This window comes from Streptomyces sp. NPDC041200, from assembly GCF_055591805.1.
Genome location: NZ_JBVIZF010000026.1, coordinates 24,561 through 49,592, shown reverse-complemented (window position 1 = coordinate 49,592; position 25,032 = coordinate 24,561). Strand labels below are relative to the sequence as shown.

Annotated in this window: 13 protein-coding genes; 2 read left to right on the top strand and 11 right to left on the bottom strand. The window is 71.6% G+C overall.

Translation table 11 applies throughout. The features are described from left to right. Window positions 1–19: 19 nt before the first annotated feature. Genes pqqB through pqqA form a run of 5 tightly spaced genes read right to left on the bottom strand, consistent with a single transcriptional unit; the run spans window position 20 to window position 3,183 of the window. Window positions 20–907 (bottom strand): pyrroloquinoline quinone biosynthesis protein PqqB, encoded by an 888-nt coding sequence (pqqB, locus tag ACZ6CL_RS33975; RefSeq protein ID WP_468943032.1) that lies wholly within the window; start codon window positions 905–907, stop codon window positions 20–22. Further along, a complete protein-coding gene (pqqE, locus tag ACZ6CL_RS33970; protein ID WP_468943030.1) occupies window positions 904–2,058 on the bottom strand; it encodes a pyrroloquinoline quinone biosynthesis protein PqqE in 1,155 nt (384 codons plus the stop codon). Before pqqE ends, pqqB begins: the two co-directional genes overlap by 4 nt. Then, window positions 2,051–2,323, bottom strand: a complete 273-nt coding sequence (pqqD, locus tag ACZ6CL_RS33965) for a pyrroloquinoline quinone biosynthesis peptide chaperone PqqD (protein WP_468943027.1) — start codon at window positions 2,321–2,323, stop codon at window positions 2,051–2,053. The genes pqqE and pqqD overlap by 8 nt, the downstream gene beginning before the upstream one ends. Further along, entirely contained in the window at window positions 2,320–3,042 is a 723-nt protein-coding gene (gene pqqC, locus ACZ6CL_RS33960) for a pyrroloquinoline-quinone synthase PqqC (RefSeq protein WP_468943024.1), read from the bottom strand. Before pqqC ends, pqqD begins: the two co-directional genes overlap by 4 nt. 33 nt (window positions 3,043–3,075) lie before the next feature. Then, entirely contained in the window at window positions 3,076–3,183 is a 108-nt protein-coding gene (gene pqqA / locus ACZ6CL_RS33955) for a pyrroloquinoline quinone precursor peptide PqqA (RefSeq protein WP_385439205.1), read from the bottom strand. Window positions 3,184–3,502: 319 nt separating this feature from the next. Here pqqA and ACZ6CL_RS33950 point away from each other — a divergent pair, with 319 nt between their 5' ends. Together ACZ6CL_RS33950 and ACZ6CL_RS33945 are read left to right on the top strand one after the other, a co-directional pair. Continuing rightward, the gene (locus ACZ6CL_RS33950; protein WP_468943020.1) at window positions 3,503–5,140 is read left to right on the top strand and encodes an ABC-F family ATP-binding cassette domain-containing protein; all 1,638 of its coding nucleotides are present in this window, start codon (window positions 3,503–3,505) and stop codon (window positions 5,138–5,140) included. After that, on the top strand, window positions 5,133–6,842 hold the full coding sequence (locus ACZ6CL_RS33945) for an ABC-F family ATP-binding cassette domain-containing protein (protein ID WP_468943018.1): 1,710 nt from the start codon (window positions 5,133–5,135) through the stop codon (window positions 6,840–6,842). The genes ACZ6CL_RS33950 and ACZ6CL_RS33945 overlap by 8 nt, the downstream gene beginning before the upstream one ends. A gap of 14 nt (window positions 6,843–6,856) precedes the next feature. Here the strand turns inward: ACZ6CL_RS33945 and ACZ6CL_RS33940 are convergent, their stop codons facing one another. From ACZ6CL_RS33940 to ACZ6CL_RS33915, 6 genes are all read right to left on the bottom strand, one after another. Continuing rightward, window positions 6,857–7,411 (bottom strand): hydrolase, encoded by a 555-nt coding sequence (locus ACZ6CL_RS33940; RefSeq protein ID WP_468943016.1) that lies wholly within the window; start codon window positions 7,409–7,411, stop codon window positions 6,857–6,859. 6 nt (window positions 7,412–7,417) lie between these two features. Beyond that, window positions 7,418–10,168, bottom strand: coding sequence for an alpha/beta fold hydrolase (locus ACZ6CL_RS33935; RefSeq protein ID WP_468943012.1), 2,751 nt, complete (start codon window positions 10,166–10,168; stop codon window positions 7,418–7,420). Window positions 10,169–10,237: 69 nt separating this feature from the next. Beyond that, complete coding sequence (locus ACZ6CL_RS33930; protein ID WP_468943009.1) at window positions 10,238–17,575, bottom strand: SDR family NAD(P)-dependent oxidoreductase; 7,338 nt, start codon at window positions 17,573–17,575, stop codon at window positions 10,238–10,240. 40 nt (window positions 17,576–17,615) lie between these two features. Continuing rightward, on the bottom strand, window positions 17,616–18,926 hold the full coding sequence (locus tag ACZ6CL_RS33925; RefSeq protein WP_468943006.1) for an FAD-dependent oxidoreductase: 1,311 nt from the start codon (window positions 18,924–18,926) through the stop codon (window positions 17,616–17,618). A gap of 5 nt (window positions 18,927–18,931) precedes the next feature. Next, window positions 18,932–19,813, bottom strand: a complete 882-nt coding sequence (locus tag ACZ6CL_RS33920) for an ACP S-malonyltransferase (RefSeq protein ID WP_468943003.1) — start codon at window positions 19,811–19,813, stop codon at window positions 18,932–18,934. A gap of 11 nt (window positions 19,814–19,824) precedes the next feature. Then, entirely contained in the window at window positions 19,825–25,020 is a 5,196-nt protein-coding gene (locus tag ACZ6CL_RS33915) for a beta-ketoacyl synthase N-terminal-like domain-containing protein (RefSeq protein ID WP_468943001.1), read from the bottom strand. Between the last annotated feature and the right edge of the window lie 12 nt (window positions 25,021–25,032).

Sequence of the window (25,032 nt, the reverse complement as noted above, 5' to 3'; positions counted from 1 at the left end):
GCACGATGGGATACATGACTCACAGGATGAGTTCGCTGCCGTCCGCCATGACCTCCACGCCCCCTCGTCGCACCGCCGCGCTGGCGGAAGAGGAGGGATCGAGAAGGGGGTTGGTGTTGTTGAGGTGGGTGTAGATACGGCGCAGCCCCGGGTGGCGGGCGAGGGCCGTGAGGCTGCCGCCGGGTCCGGCCACGGGCACATGGCCCATCAGGGACTGACCGGCGCCCCCGGAGCGGACGGCCGTGCCCAGTTCGCCGGCGCTGAAGAAGGTCCCGTCCAGCAGGGCGCAGGACGCCGATTCCAGCAGGTCGTCGAACCCGTCCGGCCAGGTGGCCAGGCAGGGGGCGTAGACCAGGGCGCCGCCGGTCGCCGTGTCCTCGACACGGTAGGCGCTCACCCAGGGGGCCCCGGGGTCCGGAGCGCCCACGTACTTGGGGGCCTTGGCGCTGACGGGGTGCGCGGTGACGGTGAGCCCGCCCGCCAGCTCGAAGCCGGTGCCGTCCTGCCACTCCCATGGCGCGTAGCGGTCCAGCAGGCCGCGCAGCGGCAGGTCGGCGGTGAGCGCGCCGATGACCGGGGGCGCGGCGTGCACGGTCAGGCCCGCGCCGCCGCGCAGGATGGTCAGCCCCAGGGCGTGATCGACCTCGGCGTCGGTGAGCAGCACGCCGCGCAGGGGGGTGTCCCGCGGACCCGGGCCGGGCGCCAGGGCGGGTGTGGCGAGGAGCTGGGTGCGGATGTCCGGGGAGGCGTTGAGCAGCCACCAGTCGCGGCCATTGCCGCTGACGGCCGCGCACTCCTGGGAACGGGCGGGCAGTTCGCCCCGGTGACAGCGGGCGCACAGCGCGCAGGCGCAATTCCACTGCGGGAATCCACCGCCCGCGGCGGTGCCGAGCAGGATCACCCTCATGGGACCACCGGCTTCCGGGGGACGAACGCCAGGTCGGCCGCCTGCAGGCCGTCCTCAAGCGCCGCGTCGACCAGTGGCCGGTGCGGGGAGAGGCCACAGACCGGATCCGTGGCCGCGGCGTCGCCGGTGAGCTGGAACGCCTGGCAGCGGCAGCCGCCGTGGTCGGTGTGGCGCTCGGGGCAGGTACGGCACGGTTCGCGCATCCAGCCGGTGCCGCGGTAGGCGTTGAACGCCTCCGACTCGTACCAGATCTCGGACAGCGGGCGGCGCAGCGCGTTCTCCCTCGGCAGCGTGGTGATGGCGTACGCCGCCGGGCACGGCAGCACGTCCCCGGTGGGGGTGACGGTCAGCTGGGTGCTGCCCCAGCCGTCCATGCACGGCTTGGGCCGGTCGGCGTAGTAGTCGGCGGTCACATAGACGAGTTCGGGGCCGCCCGCGTGCTTGTCCCGGGCGCACCGGACGGCTTGGCGCGCGGCGGCGAGCTGGTCCGGGGTGGGCAGCAGTGCGGCGCGGTTGCGCAGCCCCCAGCCGTAGTACTGGGTGTTGGCCAGCTCGATCCGGTCGGCGCCCATACCGACGGCGAGGTCCACGATCTGTTCGGCCCGGTCGATGTTGGCGCGGTGGAGTACGACGTTGACGGTGAGCGGCAGTCCGGTGGCGGCGACCGCCTCCGCGGCCTTCAGCTTCGCGGCGTGCACCCGGGCCCCGGCGATCAGGTCTCCGGCGGCGGGGTCGGCGTCCTGGAGGGAGAGCTGGACGTGGTCGACTCCTCGCTCCGCCAGCTCCCGCGCGCGCTCGGCGGTCAGTCCGACGCCGCTGGTGACGAGGTTGACGTAGGCGCCGAGCTGCCGGGCCCGGCCGACCAGCTCCGGCAGATCCGGGCGGGCCAGCGGCTCACCGCCGGAGAAGTGCATCTGTACGACGCCGAGCGCCCGGGCCTGGGCCAGGATGTCCGACCACTGCTCGCGGGTCAGCTCCTCGGAGCGGCGGACCAGCTCCAGGGGGTTGGAGCAGTAGGGGCAGTGCAGCGGGCAGCGGTGGGTCAGTTCGATCAGCATCCCCAGCGGGGGCGGAACGGTCGCGTCACGGGCGGTCGCGTCAGGGGCGCTCGCGTCACGGGCGGTCGTGTTACGCGCGGTCGCGTCAGCCATCCAGGTCCACCACCCGGCGTTCCGCAAGCCGCAGCAGCAGCTCGGAGACGTCGTCGGCGCTCACGCCCTCGTACTCCTCGCCGAGGCGCTCGACGATGCGGCCGACGTCGGACGCGCCGTCGCAGAGGGCGAGCACCGCCGCCGCGGTGTCGTTGAGCACCACGACGCGTTCGGGCAGGAGGGCCAGCTCGCCGCGTACCGGATCGCTGGTCAGCCGGACTCCGGTCCGCAGCCGCGGCACGGTGGGCTGTGGCAGGACGGTCATGTGCGCGTGCCTCCGTTTCCCGAGTGGTAGTCGAGCGCGTCGAGGACGGCGCTCAGCACATCGCACTTGAAGGCCAGCGCCTTCACGCAGGCCTCCTGCTGCTCACGGGTGACGGCGTGCCGCGCCACCAGGTCCAGCAGCGAGCGGCCCTCGGGACCCACCACCTCGATGCGCGCGGTGAAGTACTGGAAGCCCTCTTCCGCGATCCACGGGTAGTGCTCGCGCAGCCGGCCCAGCCGGTGGGCGAGCAGGCCCGGTGAGAACAGCTCGGTCAGCCCTGACGCGGCCGCCTCCAGCCAGGGGCGGCGCCGGGCGAAGTCCCCGTAGGCGTCCACCGCGAAGCGCACACCCGGCAGGACGAGGCGCTCGGAGAGCACCTCGTCCTCACCGAGCCCGACCGCTTCGGCCAGCCGGAGCCATTTCTCCGCACCGCCCGAGGAGGAGTCCGTCCCGTCGTGGTAGACGATCCGGGACAGCCACTGGCGCCGCACCTCGGGCAACGGGCAGTTGGCGACGATCGCGGCGTCCTTCTGCGGCAGGCAGCGCTGGTAATACCAGCGGTTGGCCGCCCACAGCCGCAGCTCGCCCTTGTCCAGCAGCCCGTCGTGCATCCGCTGGTGGAACGGGTGCCGGTCCCAGTACGACGACTCCAGCGCGTAGAGCGCCTTCCGGAATTCGGCCTCGCTCCACGGGGCGCCGGCCTCATGCGTCACGGACATCGAAATGGCTGCGTCCTTTCCTGCGACAGTGCGTCAGTCGCGGGCGAAGTAGGCGGTGACTTCCAGCGCTGTGTCGAAGGAAACGAAATCGGGACGGTGCCAGGTCTTCTTGACCCGGAGTTCCTTGTCGGCGGTCCGCATACGACTACTCCCTTTCATAGAACGGTGTTTGTCGAATGTGCGAGAGTGAGGCTAACGACACCCGTGAGACGGCGGCAATATCCGGCCCGGTGTTCAACACCGGGCGGCAACGGCCACCTCTGGTAGGGTGAAGTGCGAGTGATGTGCGACAAAGGAGAGGCAACCGTGGTTGTGGCGGGTGACGACGACATCTCCGGATGATCCGGATGTCAGCGGACACAGATGTGCACCAGGCATCTGTGGTCGTACCCCCATGCCTTGACCACCGCACCCTCCGGGCCACCCTTGTGCGCCCGCGTCACCTGCGAGGCCTCCCTTCATGTCCGAAGCCGCTATCGTCTGCTCGAATCTCTCCTTCTCCTGGCCCGACGGCACTCCGGTGTTCCAGGACCTGTCCTGGTCCGTGGGTGACGGCCGCACGGGCCTGGTCGCACCGAACGGCGCCGGGAAGTCCACCCTGCTCCGGCTGATCGCGGGCGAACTCGGCCCGAACCGCGGGGGCGTGACCGTCAAGGGCCTGCTCGGCTATCTCCCCCAGAGCCTGCCCCTCACCCTCGACCTCACGGTGGCCGAGGTGCTCGGCATCGCCCCCATCATCCAGGCGCTGGACGCCATCGCGTCCGGGGATGTGGGCGAGGAGCACTTCACGACGGTCGGCAACGACTGGGACATCGAGGAGCGCAGCCGTATCCAGCTCGACCGCTTAGGCCTCGGCGACATCCCGCTGACCCAGCGGCTGCACGCCCTCAGCGGCGGCCAGGTCATCTCCCTCGGTCTCGCGGCCCAGCTGATCAAGCAGCCCGATGTGCTGCTCCTGGACGAGCCGACCAACAACCTCGACCTGGATGCCCGCCGCAAGCTCTACAGTGTGCTGGAGAGCTGGTCCGGCTGTCTGCTGGTGGTCAGCCACGACCGGGAGTTGCTCGACCGCATGGACCGGATCGCCGAACTCGACTCGGGCGAGATGCGGTTGTACGGCGGCAACTACACCGACTACGAAGAGGCCGTGCGCGCCGAGCAGGAGACCGCCGAGAAGAACATCCGCACCGCCGAACAGCAGGTCAAGCGGGAGAAGCGGGAGATGCAGCAGGCTCGTGAGCGGGCCGCGCGCCGGGCCGGAGTCGGCGCCAAGGCCGCCAAGAAGGGCAGCATCCCCAAGATGGCCGCCGGTACGCTCAAGCGTCGCGCCCAGGAGTCGGCGGGCAAGGCGAACGACATGCACGGCCAGCGCCTCGCCGACGCCAAGGCAAAGCTCGACGAGGCTGGCCGGGCGCTGCGGGATGACCGCAGGATCACGCTGGAGCTACCCGACACCAAGGTCCCCGCAGGGCGCACCGTCTTCCTGGGCGAGGGCCTCCACGTCCGCTACGGCGAACGGGAGCTGTTCGCGGGCGAAGGCGTCGACCTCTCGATCCGGGGGCCCGAGCGCATCGCGCTGACCGGCCCCAACGGCGTCGGCAAGTCCACGCTGCTGCGCGTCATCAACGGTGAACTCGACGCGAGAGCAAGGGAATTCAAGCGGGCGGACGGACGGGTCGCCTATCTCTCCCAGCGTCTGGACACGCTGCCGCTGGACCGCAGCGTCGCGGAGTGTCTGGCCTCCTACGCGCCGCAGAAGCCCGAGGCGGAGCGGATGAACCTGCTGGCCCGCTTCCTCTTCCGGGGCCCCGCGGCGCATCTCCCGGTCGAGGCGCTGTCGGGTGGTGAGCGGCTGCGGGCCACCCTGGCCTGCGTCCTGGGCGCCGAGCCCGCGCCACAGCTCCTGCTGCTCGACGAGCCGACCAACAACCTCGACCTCGACAGCGTCGAGCAGCTGGAGGGGGCGCTCAACTCGTACGAGGGCGCGTTCATCGTGGTCAGCCACGACGAGCGGTTCCTCAAGGAGATCGGGGTGAACCGCTGGCTGCGGATGTCGGACGGCCGCCTGCGCGAGACCGGGGCGCCCGCCGGTGACTGACGCATCCACACCACGGACCGGCGGGCAGGACGTCCTCTCCGCCGACCACCGCTCCGCACACCTGCTCGCCGAGAACCTCCACTGCGTGCTGGGGGACCGCATGGTGCTGCGCGATGTCTCGCTCAAGGTCTCCCACGGCGAGCGGGTGGGCCTGATCGGGGAGAACGGCCGGGGGAAGTCCACGCTGCTGCGCGCGCTCGCCGGAGAGCTGACACCGCAGCGCGGCCAGGTCGTGCGCGCCGTCACGGGCCAGGTGGGGTTTCTGCCGCAGCGGCCGGACTTCCCCGCCGACGCCACCATCGAGGACGTGCTCAGCCGGGCGACCGCGGAGTTCGGGGAGCTGTCCGCGCGGATGCGGGACGCCGAGGAGCGGATGGCCTCCGCCGAGGGCGACCTCGACGCGGTGCTGGAGGAGTACGGCCGTCTGCAGGAGGAGTTCAGCCGCCGGGGCGGCTGGGAACTCGGCGCCCGCGTCGGTGAGGTGCTGGACGTCTTCGGCCTGGCCGGACTGGACCGCGGGCGGCACACCCGGACCCTGTCGGGCGGCGAGCGGGCCCGGCTGGCGCTGGCCTCTTTGGTGCTCACCGAACCGGCCGGTCTCCTGCTCGACGAGCCGACCAACCACCTCGACGACCGGGCGGTGGACTGGCTCGTCCAGTGGCTCGCCCGGTACCAGGGCCCGTGCCTGATCGCCTCGCACGACCGGGTGCTGCTGGACACCGCCGTCACCGCCATCGTCGACCTGGACGGCCCCCGCGGCTCCACCGTGCGCTACGGCGGCGGCTACCGGGACTACCTCGACGAACGCGCCGCGGCACAGGAGCGCTGGCGGCAGCGGTACCGCGACTGGAGCCAGGAGCTGGCCGAGGCCCGGCGGCGGCTGCACCGGGCCCGTACGAGCGGCCGCGTCTTCGGGGGCCGGGGCGACAACGACAAGCTGTCCTACAACGCCGCCGGGAGCGCCGCCCAGGCGGCCGTCGCCCGTACGGCCCGCTCCGCCCAGCAACATCTTCGGCGGCTGCTGGACGAGAAGGTGCCGCGTCCTCCGGAGCCGTTGACCTTCACTCCCCCGCCGGAGGCGGGCCCGGCCGACGAGGCTCCGGATGCGGCCGACGGGGTGCTGTTGCGGGCCGAGGGCCTGGCCGCCGGTGCGGTGCTGCGGGACGCGGACCTGGAGTTGGCGCCCGGCGCCCGGTATGTGATCACCGGTCCGAACGGCTCGGGCAAGTCGACGCTCCTGTCGGTGCTGGCGGGCGAGCGGCCCCCCGAGGCGGGGGTGCTGGAGCGCGCGCCGGGGCTGCACATCGGCTATCTGCCGCAGGACAGCGACTTCAGTGCCGAGCACGGCAATCTGCTGGACACCTTCGCCGCTCGCCGCGCGGCCCATGTCGAGGACGCGGCGGCCGAGTTGACCCGGTTCGGGCTGTTCGGGCCCGCCGACTTCGACACCCCGGCGAACCGGCTGTCCGTGGGCCAGTGGCGCCGTCTCGAACTGGCGCTGCTCTTCGCCCGGCAGCCGCATCTGCTGCTGCTCGACGAGCCCACCAACCACCTCAGCCTGGTGCTGGTCGAGCAGCTGCTGGAGGCGGTGGAGGGCTTCACCGGTCCGGTGGTAATGGTCACCCATGACCGCGCGTTGCGCGAGCGCCACCGGGACCGGCTGCTGGAGCTGTCCGGCGGGCGGCTGGTCCGGCCTGGCTGAGGCCACTTCCCGGGCTAGCGGATGTAGCGCCCGTCGAGGTACTTCTTGGCCAGTTCGAGGTAGCGGGGGTCTTCTGAGTTTCTGATCAGTTCGAAGAAGAACATCTCCCGCGTGATCAGGTGCGCGCCGTTCTGCCGCAGGCGGGCGAGCCCCAGCTCGTGGTCCGCGTGGTTGCGGGCGGAGCAGGTGTCGGCCAGTACGAACACCGTCTTCCCCCGCTCGACCAGGCTCATCGCGGACTGGAAGAGGACCACGTGGGTCTCGGCACCGGCCAGCACGTACTGGTCCCGGTCCGAGGACACCACGTGGTTCTCGATGGGATCTTCGCGGAGGAAGTCGAAGTGCTCCTTCTCCAGCCGGGGCGCGCCCTCGGCCGCCTCATGCAGTGAGAGGGAGAGCCCGCCCAGCTTCTTGTGCTCGGTCAGCAGGAGCGGAAGGCCGAATTCCCGCGCCACCTCCGCGACCCAGCAGGTGTTGTGCAGCAGTTGTGTGCCGTCCAGCAGCAGCGGGATGAGTTCCAGCTGCATGTCGAAGAGGACGACCGCCGCCCTGTCCACGTCTACCAGCATGTCGTGTCACCGTTCCCTTTCCATGAGGTGATCCCGCTCGGACCAGAACTCCGTCAGCGTCCGGTTGAAGGCCCGTCCCGCGGTGAGCGGCATGTAGTGCCCGTGGGCGTCGAACTCCCGCACCCGTGCCCCGGGGATCCTGGAGTACAGCGCGGCGGCTTCCGCGTCGATGACGCAGTCGTCGCGGCCGCGCACCACCAGGCAGGGGGCGGTCACGTCGGCGAGCCGGTCGACGATGTCGAAGCCCGTCAGGGCCGCGTAGTAGCAGCGCAGCGTGTCCATGGGGGCGGCCGCGGTGAATCGCTCGGCGGGGTTGCCGCGTTGGCCGCCTCCCTCACCGAACACCACGTCCAGCAGGCTGCCGTGGACGCGCAGTTCCTCCCGCAGCTCCAGGGTGCGGTCGAAGGCGTCGTCGCCGTAACGGGGCGCGCAGCTGATGAGCGTCAGCGAGCCGACCCGCTCGGGGTGCCGCAGGGCGGTGAGGGACGAGACGCAGCCTCCCAGGGACCAGCCGACCAGGTCGGCCGGGCCGTCGGCGGCCTCTCGCAGGAAGGCGGCCACCTCGTCCGCGAGCGTCTCGAAGGAGAAGCGCCGCTGGTCGAAGGGGGCGTTCCCGTGCCCCGGGTACTCCGGGACGTACACCGTGCGCCCCTGCCGGAGCAGGGCCGGGATCTGCTGGGTCCACGCCCGCTGGTCGCAGTTGAGCGGGGGCAGCAGCAGGGTGGGCCGCCCGCCGCGGCCGTACTCCAGCCACCGGGTCAGCGGCGCGGCGTCGTGCGTACGGGGTGCCCGGGTCTGCTGGCGCTCCTCCGGCTCGGGGGGCCGTCCGCCGATGGCGGCCGCGAGGTCGGCCACCGTCTCGTAGCGGAAGAGGTCGTGCGACTTGATGGGGCTTCCGGCCTTCTGGTGGGGGCTGAGCAGCTGGACGGCCGAGAGGGAGTCCAGGCCGAGCGAGGCGATGCGCGTGCCGGGTGTGATGTGGTCCGTTGCCTCGTCGAAGCCCAGCAGAGCCGACAGTTCCGCGCACAGTCGCCGGGCGAGGCGGTCGCCCGCGGGCGCGTCCGGCCGGTCGGGTGTTCCGGCGGGGGCGTCTTCGCTCAGCCAGTGCCGCCGCTTCTCGAACGGGTAGCCGGGCAGCGTGATCCGTGCCAGGTCGGCCGGTGCGTCGAGCCCCCGGAGCAGTGCGGTGGTGTCGCGGGCCCGCCAGCGTGCGACGAGGTCGTGCAAGCCGCCGTCGAGGCGGTGGGGGTCCGTGCGCTCCCCCAGGTCGCCGAGGCCGGTGAGGAGTTCGTCGCGGGTGCGTGCCACGATCACCCGCTCATGGGCGTAGCACGGGCGCCGCAGCAGCAGTTGGGAGAGATCCCAGAGCCGGTCCTCGGGGAGATCGGCCACCAGCGCCCGGCAGCGGTCCGCCAGTGCCGTCAGGCTCTCCCGCGACTCCGCCGACAGGCAGAAGGGCAGCGCCCGCCCGGGACGGCGGTCCACCGCGTCCTCGCCCGCGACACCGCCCGCCACCTTGCGCAGGACCACATGGCCGTTGGAGCCGGTGAAGCCGAAGGCACTGACGGCGCACAGCGGTTTGTCCTCCGGCCATGGCAGCGGCTCCCGGTTGACCCGGAACGGCGCGACATCGAGGTAGGAGGCCGTCTCGTCGGTGGCGGCCACCGGCGGGATGGTCTCGTGGTGGAAGCTGAGCAGCCCTTTGATGACACCGGCCAGCCCCGAGCACACCAGGGTGTGCCCGATGAGCGGCTTCACCGCGCCGAGGTGGCAGCCGTCGCCACCCCCGGCCCGGCGGAAGGCGGACTTCAGCCCCTCCAGCTCGATGGGATCCCCCAGTGGCGTCCCGGTGCCGTGGGTCTCCAGGTAGGCGATCCGCGAGGGGTCGATCTTCTCGCGCTCGTACAGCTGCGCGATCAGCCGTGACTGCGCCTGGGAACTCGGCGCCATCAGACCGTTGGTGGTGCCGTTGTGGTTGGTGCCGGTCGCCTGGACCGCTCCATGAATCCGCAGCCCCCGGGCCCTGGCCTCGTCATGGCGCATGAGCACGAGGCACGCGGCGCCTTCGGCCGGCACGAAACCATCGGCGGCATCGGTGAAGGGCAGCGACGCGCCGTTCGGGGAACTCATCCGGGAACTGCGCGCGAAGCGGAGCACCTCCGGGGTGCTGAAGACCGAGACACCGCCGACGACCGCGCAACGGCCCTGTCCGGCACGGAGGTTGAGTACCGCCTGATGCAGTGCGGCCAGCGAGGACGAGCACGCGCTGTCCAGGGTGAGGGAGGGGCCGTTGATGTCGTAGAAGTAGGAGATACGGCCCGACAGGGTCGAGGGCGCGTTGCCCAGGAAGCTGTGGGTGCCGTAGACGACATCGCCGCGCCGCGCCACCAGGTTGCGGTAGTCGCCGGGCAGCCCGGCGACGAACACACCGCAGTCCAGGGCGCGCAGGTCGGCGGGGGTCAGATAGGCGTCGTCGACCGCGTGCTGCACCGTCTGCAGCAGGATCCGTTGCTGCGGGTCCATGCACTGCGCCTCGTTCGGCGAGATGCGGAAGAACCGCGCGTCGAAGTCCTGGTGTCCGTCCAGGAAGCCGCCCGTGAACGCGGCGTCCTCCTCCCTGGGCCAGCGGTCGGTGGTGCCCAGGGCGCTGCGGCCCAGGCGCAGCCGCTCCCAGTACTCCTCCAGACCGTCGCTGCCCGCGAACCGGCAGGCCATGCCGACCACGACGGGGGTGTCGTCCTCAAGCAGCTCGTCCATGCCCACTCTCGTTTCCCTGCCGTGGCGTGGTGGTCCCGATGCCGGTGCCGGTCCCGGCCCCGGTCCCGGTCACTCGAACCAGAACCTGTTCTGTGCGAACGCGTAGCCCGGCAGTCGCAGCCGCCGGTACCGCCCGTCGTCGAACATCGTGGGCCATGCGAACTCCTCCCCCTCCAGGTAGCGGGCCCGTACGGCCTCCAGCGCGGCGCGGTGGCCGGGATCCGCCGCGTCCGGCAGGGTCACCGGGTGCGCGGTCGGCCGATTCCGCCCGCACTTCGCCACTTCCTCCGGCCGGGCCTCCTCCAGCTGCCGGAGCAGATCGGAGGTGCTGGAGGCGATCCAAGCCATCCGGTACTCGAAGTGGTCGCGGCCGGCCGTCAGGGTGTGGGCGATGTCCGCGAGGTCCGCCCGCTGCGCCTCGGGGCCGCGCAGCCACTCCAGCAGGGTGTCCCGCATCGCCGAGAGCGATCCGGTGGTGCGGGCGCTGAGCGTGATGAGCCAGTACGGCCGCGACGCCCTGCGGGGCGGTGGCGCGGCGGGGGCCTCCGAGAGGACCACGTGTGCGTTCGAGCCGCCGAAGCCGAAGGAACTGACGCCGGTCACCAGCGGTGTGCTCCGCTCCCATCGCTCGTTCTCCAGCAGCAGCCGGAAGGGCGAACCGTCCAGCTCGACGAGCGGATTCAGCTCCTTGAAGTTGATGTTCGCCGGAAGGTGCCGGTTGCGCAGGCACAGGAGCAGCTTCAGCAGCCCGGCCATCCCCGCGGCCGGTTCCAGGTGGCCCACGTTCGTCTTCACCGCGCCCAGCGTGATGCTGCCCGGCTCACGGTGCGGGGCCAGTGTGCCGAACGCGGCCCTCAGCGCGCTGATCTCGATGGGGTCACCCAGGTTCGTCCCGGTGCCGTGGGTCTCGATGTGGGTGACCCGGGCGGCCAGTTCCGGTGTGTAGGCCTTCTCCAGCAGGGCGGTCTGGGCCTCGGGGTTGGGGGCGGTGAGCGAGTTGGAGCGGCCGTCGTGGTTCTCGGCCACCGCCTCGACCACCGCGAGGACGGCGTCGCCGTCCCGCTGGGCGTCATCGAGCCGTTTGACCACCACACAGCCCACGCCCTCGGCCCGCACGTAGCCGTTGGCCTCCTGGTCGAAGGTGGCGCAGCGGAAGTCGGGCGAGAGCACTCCCAGGCCGTTCGCCGCGTCGGTGGCGGCCGGGTCGACGAGCACGCTGACGGCTCCCACGAGGGCCACCTCGCACTCCCCCGCCGCGAGCGAGAGCACACCCCGGTTCAGCGCCACCAGCCCGCTGGAACAGGCGGTGTCGACCGTCTGGCTCGGCCCTGTGAAGTCGAGCAGATGGGACACGCGGTTGGCGAGCATGGTGTGCGCGTTGCCCGTGACGGTGTACGGGTGGGCCCAGTCCGCGCCGTTGTGCAGCGCCGCCTGGTACTCGCTGAACTGCACACCGGCGAAGACACCCACGTCCCGCAGGGTCGCGGGTGCGTGGCCGGAGTCGAGGAGGGCGTTGTAGGCGCACTGGAGGAAGAGCCGGTGCTGCGGGTCCATGAGCATGGCTTCCCGGGCGGAAAGCCCGAAGAAGGCGTGGTCGAAGGTGTCGTACCCGTCGATGGTGCCCGCGAAGTACTCCTTACCGCCGTCCTTCGCGGGGTCCTCCGCTTGGTCCTTCGCTCGGTCCTTCCAGCGGTCGACCGCACGGATGGCGCTGCGGTTCTCGACGAGCAGCCGCCAGAAGTCCGCCAGGTCGGCCCCTCCGGGCATGACCCCGCTCATGCCGACGATGGCGTACTTGCCGCGATCGGGCCTTGGGTCAGGGATCGCGGCCGCTGCCGAGTCGTCCTTCTCCGGTACGCCCTGGTCCCTCAGATAGGCGCTCAGCGATGTGATGCTGCTGTACTTGAAGAGGGCGTTGGGCGGTGTCTCCACGCCGAATTCCGGGCCCAGTTCCCGGGCCAGGCCCTGGAGCATGACCGAGCTGTAGCCGAGGTCGCCCCAGGTGCTGTCGAAGGTGATGTCGGCGGGCCGCAGGCCGGTCTGGGTACGTACCAGCTCCACGAGCCGGTCACCGATGTCCTCCAGCGCCGCCGCGGGGGCCGGGCGTGCCGGGTCGCCGCCGTCCTCTGTCGGCGCCGGTCCTTCGGTGCCGGGGAGCAGCCGCCGCCGCATCCGCTCCACGTCGCCGACGCAGGGGATGACCTGGTGGCACGTCTGCGGTAGGCCGTTCAGCAGGTCGACGAACAGATCCGCGCCCCGCCGCGAGGAGAGCGGTTCCATCCCGAACTGGCCGCGCAGGTACTGGGCGAGCGCCTGGTACCGCTCGCGTCGTTCGTCCTCGGCGTCCAGCCACAGCGGCCAGTTGACCGAGAGGGTGAGGCCGCTGCGTTCGCCGTCGGTCACGCGCCGGGCGCGTTCGGCCGCGAACTCGTCGAGGAAGCGGTTGGCGGCGATGTAGTCGCTCTGCCCGGTGTTGCCCAGCACGCTGGAGATGGAGGAGAAGACGCAGAAGAAGTCCAGGCGCAGATCCGCGGTGTACCGGTCCAGGTTCTGGGCGCCCCGCACCTTCGGGGCGAGCACCGCCTCAGCGTCGTCGGCGGATTTGTTCTGCACCAGGGCGTCGCGGATGACACCGGCGGAGTGGATGACCCCGTCGAGTCCGCCGAAGCGCTCGCGGATGCCCGCGATCAGGTCCCGGGTCCGGTCGGGCGAGGCGATGTCCGCCTGCTCGTAGTGCAGTCCTGGCGACGCGTCGATCCACTGCCGCCGCCCGGCGTCCGGCGCGGAGCGGCCGACGGCGATCACGGTGGCGCCGTACCGTTCGATCAGGCGCTCGGCGATGGCGCGGCCCACCGCGCCCAGACCGCCCGTGAGGAGATACGTCCCCCCGGTGCGCACCCGGACGCCGTCGCCCCGCTCGATCTCCGTCAGTTCTCGTGTCTCGCGCGTGCCGTTCGACCACCTGACCTCGGTGAACGGCTGCCGGGCGGCGCTCAGTTCGTCCAGCAGGGGCCGCCAGCCGTCGGCGAGCGCGGCGTCGATGCCGCTCCGGCGTGCCAGGACGGTGCGGATGTGGGCGTTCTCCTCCGCGAGTCCGTGGAGGAAACCGGCCAGGGCGCGCACCTCGGCCGTGTCAGCCTCACGGGTCACGCCGAGGATCGTGGACGGGGTGCGGCAGGCCTGCAGCGCCCTGGCGATGGACAGGGCCGAGGCCACCGTCGTCTTGCGCCGGAGGTCGACCCAGTACAGGTGGTCCAGCCCCAGCTCATCCGTCAGATGCCGCAGGGCTCGCGCGGCGGCCGCGTCGTCGCCTTCGGGCAGCTCGATACGGTCCGCCTCGATGGCCAGCGCGTCACCGGGCACCACCCGGATCAGCCGGGTCGGCTCGGGTGGGCGGGGAAGCGGGTGCTCCTGGCCGCCGTTGGTGAGAACGAGGACACAGCGCACCCTTGGGTCCGCCGCCGGTCCGTCCGGTCCGTCCACCGCGCGCTCCCGCCACTGCGGGGTGAGCAGCAGTTCGCCGGAGGCGTCACCGGCCGAGGCCGGTGCGGTCGGCCGGTTCGCGTGGTCGAGCGCGTCGGCCACGTACCGCTCGGTGGCGAAGGGGTAGAGCGGGGCGTCCACCAGCATGCGGACCGGGAACAGCTCCGTGAAGCCGGGGTTCCCGCCGTCGAGGTACGCCGAGGCCGCGCGGGCCCAGGCGTCGTCGTCCGGTGGCGCGGCCGAGGAGGTCCCATCCGTGCCCTGGAGCAGCCCGGTCAGCTGCTCGACGCTCTCAGCCCAGTAGCCGCGCCGGATCCGGAAGTGCTGCCTGGCGCAGCACAGGGTGTAGCTCAGCCCGTACAGGGACGTGTCGGGCGCGTTCCGCAACGCGGTGAGCAGGTCGTCCGCGCGGCGCCGCACGGCGGCCTCGTCCCGTCCCGAGAGCGGGATGAAGTAGCGCGGAAACGCGGGGGCGGGGCGGCTCTCGCGCGGTGCCACGAACTCCTGGATGATCGCGTGCCCGTTGGCGCCGCCCGCGCCGAATGAGCTGAGTCCGGCGAAGCGCGTGGGACCGCTGCCCCTGGGCCAGGGCCTGGCCTCCTTGACCAGGGCGAAACGCGAGTCCTCCAGGTGCAGGTCGGGGTTCTCCAGTGCGCAGTGGAGCGTGGGCGCCAGGGTTCGGTGGGTGAGCTGCTTGACGATCTTTACGAGCCCGGCCATGGCGGCGGCGGACTCCAAGTGCCCGATGTTGCTCTTCACCGAGCCCAGGTAGGCGCGGCCCTGCTCGGGCCCGCCGTACGCCCGCCCCAGCGCGCGCACCTCGATCGGATCGCCGAGCCGGGTGCCCGTGCCATGCGCCTCGATGTAGGTCACCGCGGACGGTTCGATGTCCGCCGCGGACAGCGCCGAGGCGATCACGCGGTGCTGGGCGCGTTCGGACGGCACGGTGAACCCGGCCGTCCTGCCGCCCGCGTTCACCGCCGTCGCCCGGATGACGGCGTGCACCCGGTCCCCGTCCCGCAGCGCCTCGGACAGCGGCTTGAGGACCACGGCCACGGTTCCCTCGCCGGGCACGTAGCCGTCCGCTTCCACTCCGAAGGCCTGGCAGTGACCGGTAGGACTGAGGAACGTGCCCTCGGACAGCAGACGGTACTTCCCCGGGTGCGTCATGAGGTTCACCCCGCCTGCCACGGCCAGCGCGCAGTCCCCGGAACGGATGCTGCGGACGGCGAGGTGCAGGGCCGTGAGCCCGCCGGAGCACATGGTGTCCAGGGCGACGCTGGGGCCGTGCAGGTCGAAGGCGTAGGAGACCCGGTTGGCGATCGCGGCGAACGAGCTGCCGATCACCCGGTCGGGGGCGGTGAGGTCCTGGTAGTGGCCGAACATGGCGGCCACGAACACGCCCACGTCGTCGGTGGGCTGGGCGAAGTACCCCGAGTCCTCCAGAGCGTGGTGGACACACTGCAGGAAGCGGCGCTCCTGCGGGTCCATGTACGGCGCCTCGATGGGCGTGATGTTGAAGAAGACGGGATCGAAGTCCAGGGCGTGGTCCAGGAATCCGCCGTGGCGGCCGTACGAGGTGCCCGATTCGTCGGGCGAGAAGGAGTGCTGGCCGCGCCAGTCCCAGCGATCACCGGGGATGACCCGCACCGCGTCGTCGCCGTTCAGCAACGCCTGCCAGAACGCCGCGGTGTCGGCACCACCGGGAAACTCCCCGGCCATGCCGACGATGGCGATGTCGCCGGGCCGGTAGGCGTCGTCGGACACGGTCGCGTCCTCGCTCAGGGCCGCGGCGGGTGCCGCGGACGCGGGGTCCACGGGCGCCGCAGACACGGGCGCTTGTGCCGCAGGCCCGGGCGCCACGGGCGCGGGGGACACGGACCCGGGCGCCGCAGGCACGGGCCCGGGCGTCCCGGACGGGGGAGGTGCGGGAGCCTCAGACGCAGGTGCCACGGACCCGGCGGGCACGGACCCGGGTGCCGGAAGGGTCGCGGACGCGGGCGCCCCGGGCGCCGCGTGCGCCGGAGGCGCGGGGACCGCAGACGCAGGTGCCACGGACCCGGGTGCCGCTGATGTCGCAGGCACGGGTGCCACGGGGTCAGCGGGGGCCGCAGGCCCCGGAGCCGCAGGGGCCTCGGGCGCGGGTGCAGCAGGCGCAGGTGGCGCATCTATCGCGGGCGCGAAGGCCACGGGGGCCTCAGACGCGGGGGGCACAACCCCAGGGGGTGACGCCGCAGGCGCGGGTGCGGGGGCCGCAGGCGTCGCGGGCGGCACGGACCCGGGAGCCGCGGGCCTCGGGGGCGTGGGGGCGGGGGCCGTCGGCGTGGGCTTCGTGGCGGGCTGGTGCGTCCCCGGACGCTCTCGGGTGAGGAAGGATTCCAGCTCGGCGGGGAAGTTCTCGGCCACATGCTCGCCGAGCGCCGCGACCGTCGGGTACTCGAAGAGGACCGCGCGGCTCAGCCGGGATGTCCCGGCTATGCCCAGCCGGGCTTCGATGTCCCGGCTGATGCGGATGCTGCCGACGCTGTCCACGCCCTGGTCCAGCAGGTTGTCGTCGTCGCGCAGGTGTCGCAGGCCACTGTGGCGTGCGACGAGTTCCCTCAGCCACCGCGTGGTGTCGGTGAGGAGATCCTCGGCGGGGGGACGAATCACGGAGGGCGTGGCGTCGTCGGGGTCCAGCCGTACCTGTCCGTCGTAGATGGCCAGGCGCCGCGTCCCGGCGGCGAGGGCCGACATCAGCGCGTCACACGCCTGCTCCGGCGGCATCGCGCGCAGCCCGGACCCGTCGTCCGGCATCGGCATTCGCATGCCATCGGTGTCCCACAGGCCCCAGTTGATGCTGTACCAGTCGGGCCGGTGTGCGGAGAGCCGGTCGAGGAACGCGTTGGCCGCTCCGTACGCCACCTGGCCGACATTGCCCGTGACGCTCGTCAGCGAGCTGAAGTGCACCACCATGCCGGGCCGGTGCGGGCCGGAGAGGGCCGCCAGGTTGAGGCCGATGGCCACCTTCGGTCGCAGGACGTTCTCCAGGCGGTCCGGGGTCAGGTGGTACAGCAGACAGTCGTCGAGCACACCGGCGAGGTTGAACACGGCCGTGAGCGGGCCGAATTCCTCGTGGAGGTAGCGCAGCGCCCCGTCGAGCGCCTCGGGTTCGTGCGCCGCGACACTGACGTAGCTCCTCGCGCCCGCGTCCTTCAGCGCCTCCCGTGTCTCCCGGCCGGGAGTGCCGCGCCCGAGGACGAACACCTGGGCACCGTGGCGCTCGCTCAGGTAGCGGCACAGGTGCCGTCCGATGCCCCCGGCACCGCCGATGAGCACGACACGGTCGCCACGGCCGAACACCTCACGCGGCCGTTCACTCTCCGGCGTCAGCGGCGTGTGCTCCAGCCGTGCGATCCGGTCGCCGTCGGCCCTCAGTCGCGCCCCCGGAGACCCGGCACCGGCCGCGATCCAGGCGCGCAACCGCGCTGCGGACACGGCGTCGGCGTACTCGACGGCCGTGTGGGTGAGCGGACATTCCAGCGCGGCCGACAGGGCCATGCCGTCGAGCAGCGACGGGAGCACGTCCGCCGCGCGGGACAGCGTGACGAGATGGATCGGGCGCCCCGACTCCCGCAGAGCCTGCAGCAGGGACAGGCAGGTCCGGGCGAACCGCGTCGCCCGCCCGTAATCCGGCGTGCCGCCGGACGGTCCGTCGCCCCATGCCACCACCACGGTGGCGTGGCGGCCGACGCGCCGCCGCAGCTCCTGCGCGAGCCCGGCCTCGTCCTCCGTGGCGGGGCCCGCGGACCAGCACTCGGCGCCGAGGGACGCGGCCGCCGCCGCGATGTCCTCGAGGTCGGTGATGACGAGCGTGTCGCCGACCGGGCCGCCGGTCGCGTCCGGGGCGGCGAGGTCCTTGTACCGAGGTGCTAGTGATGTCACAGGTCGTCCCCGTCCGAGAAGCCGAGAAGGTGAAGCTCGCTCATACGCCCATGAATTCCTTGACGCCCCGGAACTGCCCGACGGCGGGCGCGTCGTCCGGGAAGGGGTGCGGAACGCCCAGCCGGTCCGCGATCACCATGCCGGAGACGATGGCCCCCTCGTGCCCGGTGATGCTGGTGTCGGTGCCGCAGAACCAGAGGTTGTTCCGGCCCTGGATCTCGCTCAGCCGCTTCTTGCGGCGTAGGTCCACCGGCCGGAGCTGGGGAAGTTTCCACTGGCGGCGGACGATGACGCGGTCGGGGGCGATCTCCTCCTGAGGGTCGAAGGTGATCAGGATGGGTGCCTTGACCTCCCGGTAGGGGTGGAGCGCGTTGCAGTTCCGGGTGAGGCTCCCCATCAGTTCCTCGGCGCGGTCCAGCTCGAACCCAGGTGGCATCCGGAACTGGCAGTAGGCGTCGCCGCCCTCCGGGCTGAGCCAGCTCTCGTCCTGGTGGAGCACGCTCTCGACCGGTACGTAGGCGAAGTTGCCGAGCAGTTCCCCGTACCGGGCGTCGGAGGTCCGCAGCAGTCGCAGCGTCACGTCCGCGTGCGTGGCGAACACGACCTGGTCGAACCGGTGCTCCTGGCCCCCGGCCACCACCGTCACCCCCGTGTCCGTCGGCACGACGGCCTCGGCGGGGGTGTTCAGCCGGACGCGGTCGCCCAGTTCGTCCCCGATCCGGCGCAGATAGCCGTGGATGCCGCCGTCCGCCTTGCGCCAGTAGCCGGCGGAGAAGAAGGAGAGCAGGTGCATGCTGAACGACAGCGCCACGTACATGAGGTTGTAGTCCAGGGAGGGCGCGTGGCAGCCCGAGTAGATGCTCAGGATGGGGTTCATCGCCTGGTACTTGAAGCTCTTGGAGTACCCGTTCTCGTCCAGGTACTGGCCGATGCTCATGCTCTTGTACCGGTCGTCGCCCGAGGTGGGGATCTGGTTCATCTCCCGGTGGAACCGGTCGAACTCCTCGTGCAGTTCCTCGCGCAGCCCGCCGAGGAAGGTGAGGTTGTTCCACGTCTGCCGCTCGCCGGGGAAGTCCACGTGGACGGAGGACGGGGCGACGTAGGTGGTGATGCCGAAGTCGGTCAGCAGCCGGAACATATTGGGCGAGAGCTTCTCGTTGAAGTGTTCCACGCCCATGTCCACGTGGAAGGTGCCCTGTTCCGTCTCGACCGGATGGCTGTACGCGTGACCGCCCAGGTACTCCCCCGCCTCGAACAGCGTGACGTCGTGCTTCCGGGCCAGCTGCCAGGCCGCGACGGCGCCGGAGCCGCCGCCACCGATGACGGCGATCCTGCTGATTGCTGTGTCCACGGTCCTCACTTCCAGGGCTCGGGCTGCGGCGAGGGTTCGTCGCCGAGGATCTCTGTGCTCAATTTGGTCAGCACCGTGCCGGGGCCGACCTCCTCGAACGTCTTGTGTCCGGTACGGGCCAGATGCGCCACGGTCTGCCACCACCGCACCGGTTTCACCAGCTGGAACACCAGCTCCTCCAGCAGGTGGTCGGGGTCCAGGGCCCGGCCGCTGGTCGTGGAGATCACCGTCTTGGCGGGCGGGGCGAACTCCCGGTCCCGCAGGAAGCGGGCGAACGCGCGCCGGGACGGCTCCATGTGGCGGGAGTGGAAGGCGCCGCCGACCGGCAGCGGCACACAGCGGTGGCCCGCCTCGCGCAGGCGCGGCACCAGCTCGTCCAGCCGTGGCCTCGCCGCGCTGAGCACGAGCTGCTCAGGGCTGTTGTAGTTGGCCACGTCCACGTCGAAGAACTCCAGCTGGACGAGGTGTTCGTCGATCTCGTTCGCCCGGGGCCCGATGACCGCCACCATGGCCCCGTCGCGCGCCTCCTGCATGAGCGCGCCGCGCTCGGAGACGATTTCCAGCCCCTCGAAGAGGTCGAAGACCTTCGCCGCGAAGAGCGCCGGGTACAGCCCCAGGCTGTGGCCCGTCACGCACCGCACCTGCTCGTCCCCGTGGCGTTCGGTGTACGCCAGGTACATCAGGCAGCTGACGAAGTAGACCGCCTGCTGGGTGTGGGCGGTCTGGTTGAGCCGCCCGTGAGGGTCCTCCAGGCACAGTTCGCGCAGGGAGTATCCGACGATCTCGTCGGCCCTCTCGCACAGCCGGGGGTACGCGTCGAACACCTCCCTGCCCATGCCCAGGTGCTGGGAGCCCTGCCCGGGGAACATCACGACGTCGCTGGCCACGGCCGCCCCCGTCAGTTCAGCTCGAAGACGGTGAAGGGGGCGGAGGCGGGCTCCGGTCCGGGCTCCGGCCTCCCGACGGCCACGGACACCGCCTCCTCCAAGGCCACCAGGACCTCGCCGTGCCGGTCGGTGAAGAAGATGTCATAGACGCGGGAGCGCTGGGAGTGGCCACCCGGCCGGGCCACGCAGGTGCAGTACACCGCCTCGTCGCGTGGGGCCCGTACGACGGTCAGCCGTCCCAGGTGGTACGGGACGAACACGGACGCGTTCGGTGCCTCCTCGGCCGCGAGCAGGAGGGACAGCTGCATGCCGCTGTCCAGCAGCGCGGGCGACAGGCCGTATCCCCAGTCGCGGTCCGCGTGGAGGAAGGCCCGTACCGCGCCCGCCCCGACCTCGGCCCAGCGCACGCAGCGCAGCGGTTCGCCGTAGTCATAGCCGAGCCGCCGGAAGGTGGCGTAGACCTCCCGGCCGTCCTGCCTGCGGGCGCCGGAGGGCGGGTCGGGCGGGCCGCCCACCGCCGCCGGTGCCATCACCTCGGCCGTGCAGTGCACCGTGCCGGTGGCACGGTCGACGAGCGACAGCTCGCGGCCGTGCTCCCGCACCTCGACGGCCTCGGGGTCGGTGATCCTCTTCTGCCACAGCACGTTTCCGAGGGCGCTGCCCGCCGCCCGCCCGGCGAAGACCGCGAGCGTCCAGGCCGCCGGGGCCATGCTCACACCGTCGATCCGGTGGGCGGACACCAGCGAAGAGAGGGCGTGGAAGCCGGACTCCACGGAATCGATCCAGTGGCGGTGGCGCAGGAACGGATACGCGGGCAGATCGACGGGGGTGCGCCGGGGGTAGTACGCGTCCCAGGACGGGGAGCCGCCCGACTCGTACAGGGCCGCGACATCCGCAGCCGTACGGGCCGACAGCTCCTCCACTGCCCGTACCGCCGTGGCCACGGGCTTCGGCCGCTGCCGCAGATCCTGCTCCAGACCGCGGACGAGTTCGTCCTGAGTGCGGCAGACGATGGCCACGCGGTGCGGGAAGGTGTCGCGGCAGCACGCCAGCGTGTAGGCGAGGGCGTCCATGTCGACCCGGCGCCCGTGCAGCCACCGCCGCAGCTCGTCCATGGCCAACTGCAGCCCCGCGCTGGTGTGGTGGGAGAGCGGGATGACGTAGCAGTCGCGCCCGGGGCCCGTGGTGGCGGCCTGTTCGGGCACCCCGCGCAGCACCACATGGGCGTTGGCGCCGCCCGCGCCGAACGAGCTGACGGCGGACACCAGCGGTAGGGCCTCGGGCCAGCTCTCGCGCTCCGTGCTGAGCGTGAACGGAGTGTCCGCGAAGTCCAGGTGCGGGTTGGTGCGCTCCGCGTGCAACGAGGCCACCAGGGTGCCGTGGCGCATCTGGAGCACCGCCTTGAGCACTCCGCTCAGACCGGCCGCCGATTCGAGGTGGCCGACGTTGGACTTCACCGAGCCCAGCCGGACGCGCCGCGTCCCCGCCGCGGCGTAGGCCTTGGTGAGGGCCCGCAGTTCGATGGGGTCACCGAGTGCGGTGCCGGTGCCGTGGGCCTCGACGTAGCCGACCTCTTCGGGGGAGGTGTCCGCCGCCGCGAGGGCCTTGGTGACGAGTGCGTGCTGCGCCTCGGGGTTCGGCGCGGTGTAGCCGTTGGCCCGGCCGCCCGCGTTGACCGCGGAGCCGCTGATGAGCGCGTAGACACGGTCCCCGTCGCGTACGGCGTCCTCGGCGGGCCTGAGCACCAGGCTGATGACGCCCTCGCCGTCCACGAAGCCATCGGCCCCGGCGCCGAACGGCCTGCACTCCCCGGTGCGCGAGAGCATCTCCAGACCGCACAGCAGCCGGTACTGGCGGGGGTGGGTGATGAGGTTGACGCCGCTGACGACGGCACGGTCGCACTCCCCCGTGCGCAGCGACTGGCAGGCGAGGTGCAGCGCGGTCAGGGAGGCCGAGCAGGCGGTGTCGACGGCCATGCTGGGCCCGTGCCAGTCGAAGTGGTACGAGGCCCGGTTGGCCATCGACCAGAACGTCGAGGTGGGCGGTTCGGCGCCGCGTTCGGTGGCCGTGTGCCAGGCGTACCCGCCGTTCATGACGCCGACGAACACTCCCGTGTCGCTGCCCGCGAGCCTGCCCTGGCTGTACCCGGCGTCCAGGACCGCCAGGTAGGTCTGCTCCAGCACGAGGCGTTCCTGCGGGTCCATCCGCGCGGCGTCGTGAGGCGTGATGGAGAAGAAGGTGTGGTCGAACGCGTCGATGTCATCGATGAAGGCGCCGCGTTCGGTGTACGAGACGGGCTCGGGGCCGTCCACCAGGCGCTCGCGGAAGCGCTCCGGGGGGATGGGTGAGGTGCAGTCCAGGCCTTCGAGGAGGTTGTTCCAGAACTCCGTGGTGTCGCGCGCCTTCGGCAGCCGTGCGGCGATGCCGACGATGGCGATGTCCCCGGGCCGTGGCTCGACGTCGCGGACATCGCGGGTGGGCGCGGCCGGGGCCGGGGACTCGTCGTGCGACTGGGGCTGTGTCTGCGGCTGGGGTTGCGGCTGCGGCTCGGGCTCGGGCTCGGTGACGGGGAACGCGGTGTGCACCGCGTCGGCGTGTTCGGTGACCAGATACTCCACCAGCCGCGCCACCGTCGGAAATTCGAACCACACCGTGGCAGGCACGTACCCCACCCGCTCACGTAGTGGCTTCAGCAACTCCATGGAGATCAGCGAATCGATGCCCATATCCCGGAACGGGCGATCACGTTCCACCTCGTCCAATTCAAAGCGCATCGTCTCCGCGATCACCCCACGGACGAACCCCTCCACCTCCTCCCGCACATCACCGACAGCCACCACCGGCTCCGGCTCGTCCGCCGCGCCCGCCAGGGCGACCATCACCTGCTGTCCGTCCCCGCCGTGGGGCCGCACGGTGCCGAAGCCCGCCTCGTGCATGAGCGCGCGCCACTGGTCGCCGTCGAGCAGGGGGCTGTGCTCGATCCGGTACGGGTCGTCGCTGAGCCACCAGCCGTCGGTGAGTCCGAAGGTCAGCGTGGCGTAGTCCTGCCGGGCCGTGATCTCGTTGAGAACGAGGATTCCGCCCTCCCGCAGCACCCCGCGCACGTTCCGGAGCGTGCCGGGGACGTTCGACGTCGCGTGGAGGACATTGGTGGCCACGACCACGTCGAAGGAGCCGGTGTACTGCGCGGGCGGGTCCTCGATGTCGCAGATCTCGTAGGTGAGGAACGGGTACTCGCCGAAGGAGTCCCGGGCCTTGTTCAGGAACGCGTACGACAGGTCGGTGAAGTGGTAGCTCACACCGCGCGGGTCCAGCTCCGGCAGGACGAACCGGGTGGTGCTGCCGGTTCCGGCGCCCACTTCCAGGATGCGCAGCGGGCGCCCCGGTGAGCGGCGCTGGTACGCGGCGACCACCCGCGCGCAGATCCGGTTGAAGTAGTCGGCGATGGGGTTGCTCTGGTACACGGGCGCGACGAGGTCGAAGCCACCGTCGGGGAAGAGCACGTCCAGCGCGTCGGTGGTACCGCTCAGCACGTCGGGCAGGTGCTCCACACACCGGTCGAGCAGCTCGAGGTGCCCTTCCAACTCCGGGTAGATGCGCAGGAGTTCGTCCCGGGACGGGGAGGTCGCCGGGGGCATCGCGCCGATGGCCTCCCGCAGCTTCGCGTACTTGGCGATCGGTGTCGTCGGCAACGGCACCTGGTGCAGCCGCCACCGCGCGTACGCCTCCAGCCGCTCGGAGAGGTCCCGGTTGCGGGCGACATCCGCGTCGTCGCCGGTGAAGGCCGGTACGACGGCGTCGAGGACTCCCGCCACGTCCGCGGGCTCGTGCGGTGTGATGCCCATGCGCTCCAACGCCTCGTCCGTCCCTTTCACACAGGTGATCTGTCGGTGGTCGGCGGCGAGGAACCGCTCGATGACCGCCAGCCCCTCGGCCGGTTCGATCGAGCCGATCCCCAACCGCTCCATCCGTACCCGGTACTCCGGCTTCGCGACGACGCCGATCCCGCCCCAGTACCCCCAGTTGACGACCTTGGCGTCGATCAGCAGGGCCTGGTGGAGAAGGTCGGCGTAGGCGTCCTTGGCCACGCACGCGGCGGCGTAGTTGGCCTGTCCCGCGCTGGCGATATAGGCCTGGACGGAGGAGAAGAAGAGGCAGAAGTCGAGGTCCCTGCCGCGCACCGCGTCCACCAGGTGGCGGGTGCCGTGCAGCTTCGGACGCAGTACGTCGCACAGCACTTCCTCGCTCATCGTGGCGAGGGTGGAGTCCTGGAGCACGAGCGCGGAGTGCACGACGCCGTGAATGACCTCGTGGGCGTCGAGGGCGCGCCGCAGTGCCGGGCCGTCGGCCAGGTCGGCCCGGTGGTAGTGGACATCGCGGGCACCCAGCTCGCGCAGGCGCTCCCCGGTCGCGGCGAAGTGTTCGGCCGGACGGCGGCCGACGACGACCACCTCGGCCTGGTAGGCGGCGGCCAGGTATTCGGCGAGCAGACCGCCGAGCCCGCCGGTGCCGCCCAGGATGACGTAGGTGCCGTGCGTCCGGAACGCCGAGCCGTCCGGCGGACCGCCGAGGGACGCCGGTCCCATCGACGCTACGGCGTACTCGTCGCCGCGTACACAGACGGGCTTGCCCGGCACGGTCGGCAGGGGCCGGTCCAACGCTCCGGACAGCGACGGCGCGGTGAGGTCGGCGAGACAGAAGGTGCGCACCGCCCACTCGGGCCGCTCCTTGGCGAGTGTCTGGGACAGGCCGACGTACACCCCGTCCACGGGGTGGGTGGCGGCGGTGAACAGCGGGCTGGGCACCGCCTTGTCGGTGAACACGTCGAGCCGGACCCGGGGGCGCCGGTCGAGGACGTGGACGAGCCGGAGAAAGGCCGTGACCTCGTCGTCCGCCGTCCCTTCGGCCCATGCGGTGCGGCTGACGAACACCAGGTGTTCATCGGCGGCGGCCGAAGCGGCGGCCGGAGCGGCGGCCAGTTCGGCCAGCCCCGCGCCGTCGAGCCGCAGGACCCTGCTGTGCGGGAACTCCTCCGTCAGTTCCCGGTGGAGACCGTGCTGTCCGGGCGGCGTCAGGAAGGTCTTCGGGCCCCCCTCGGCGGGCCGTGGTAAGTCCAGTCGGCCGTGTGCCCACCGCGGGGCGAACACCATCCGGTCCACGGAGGCACCATGGACCAGCGAGACATCGGGGAGCGCGCTACCGGACACGGCATTTCCACC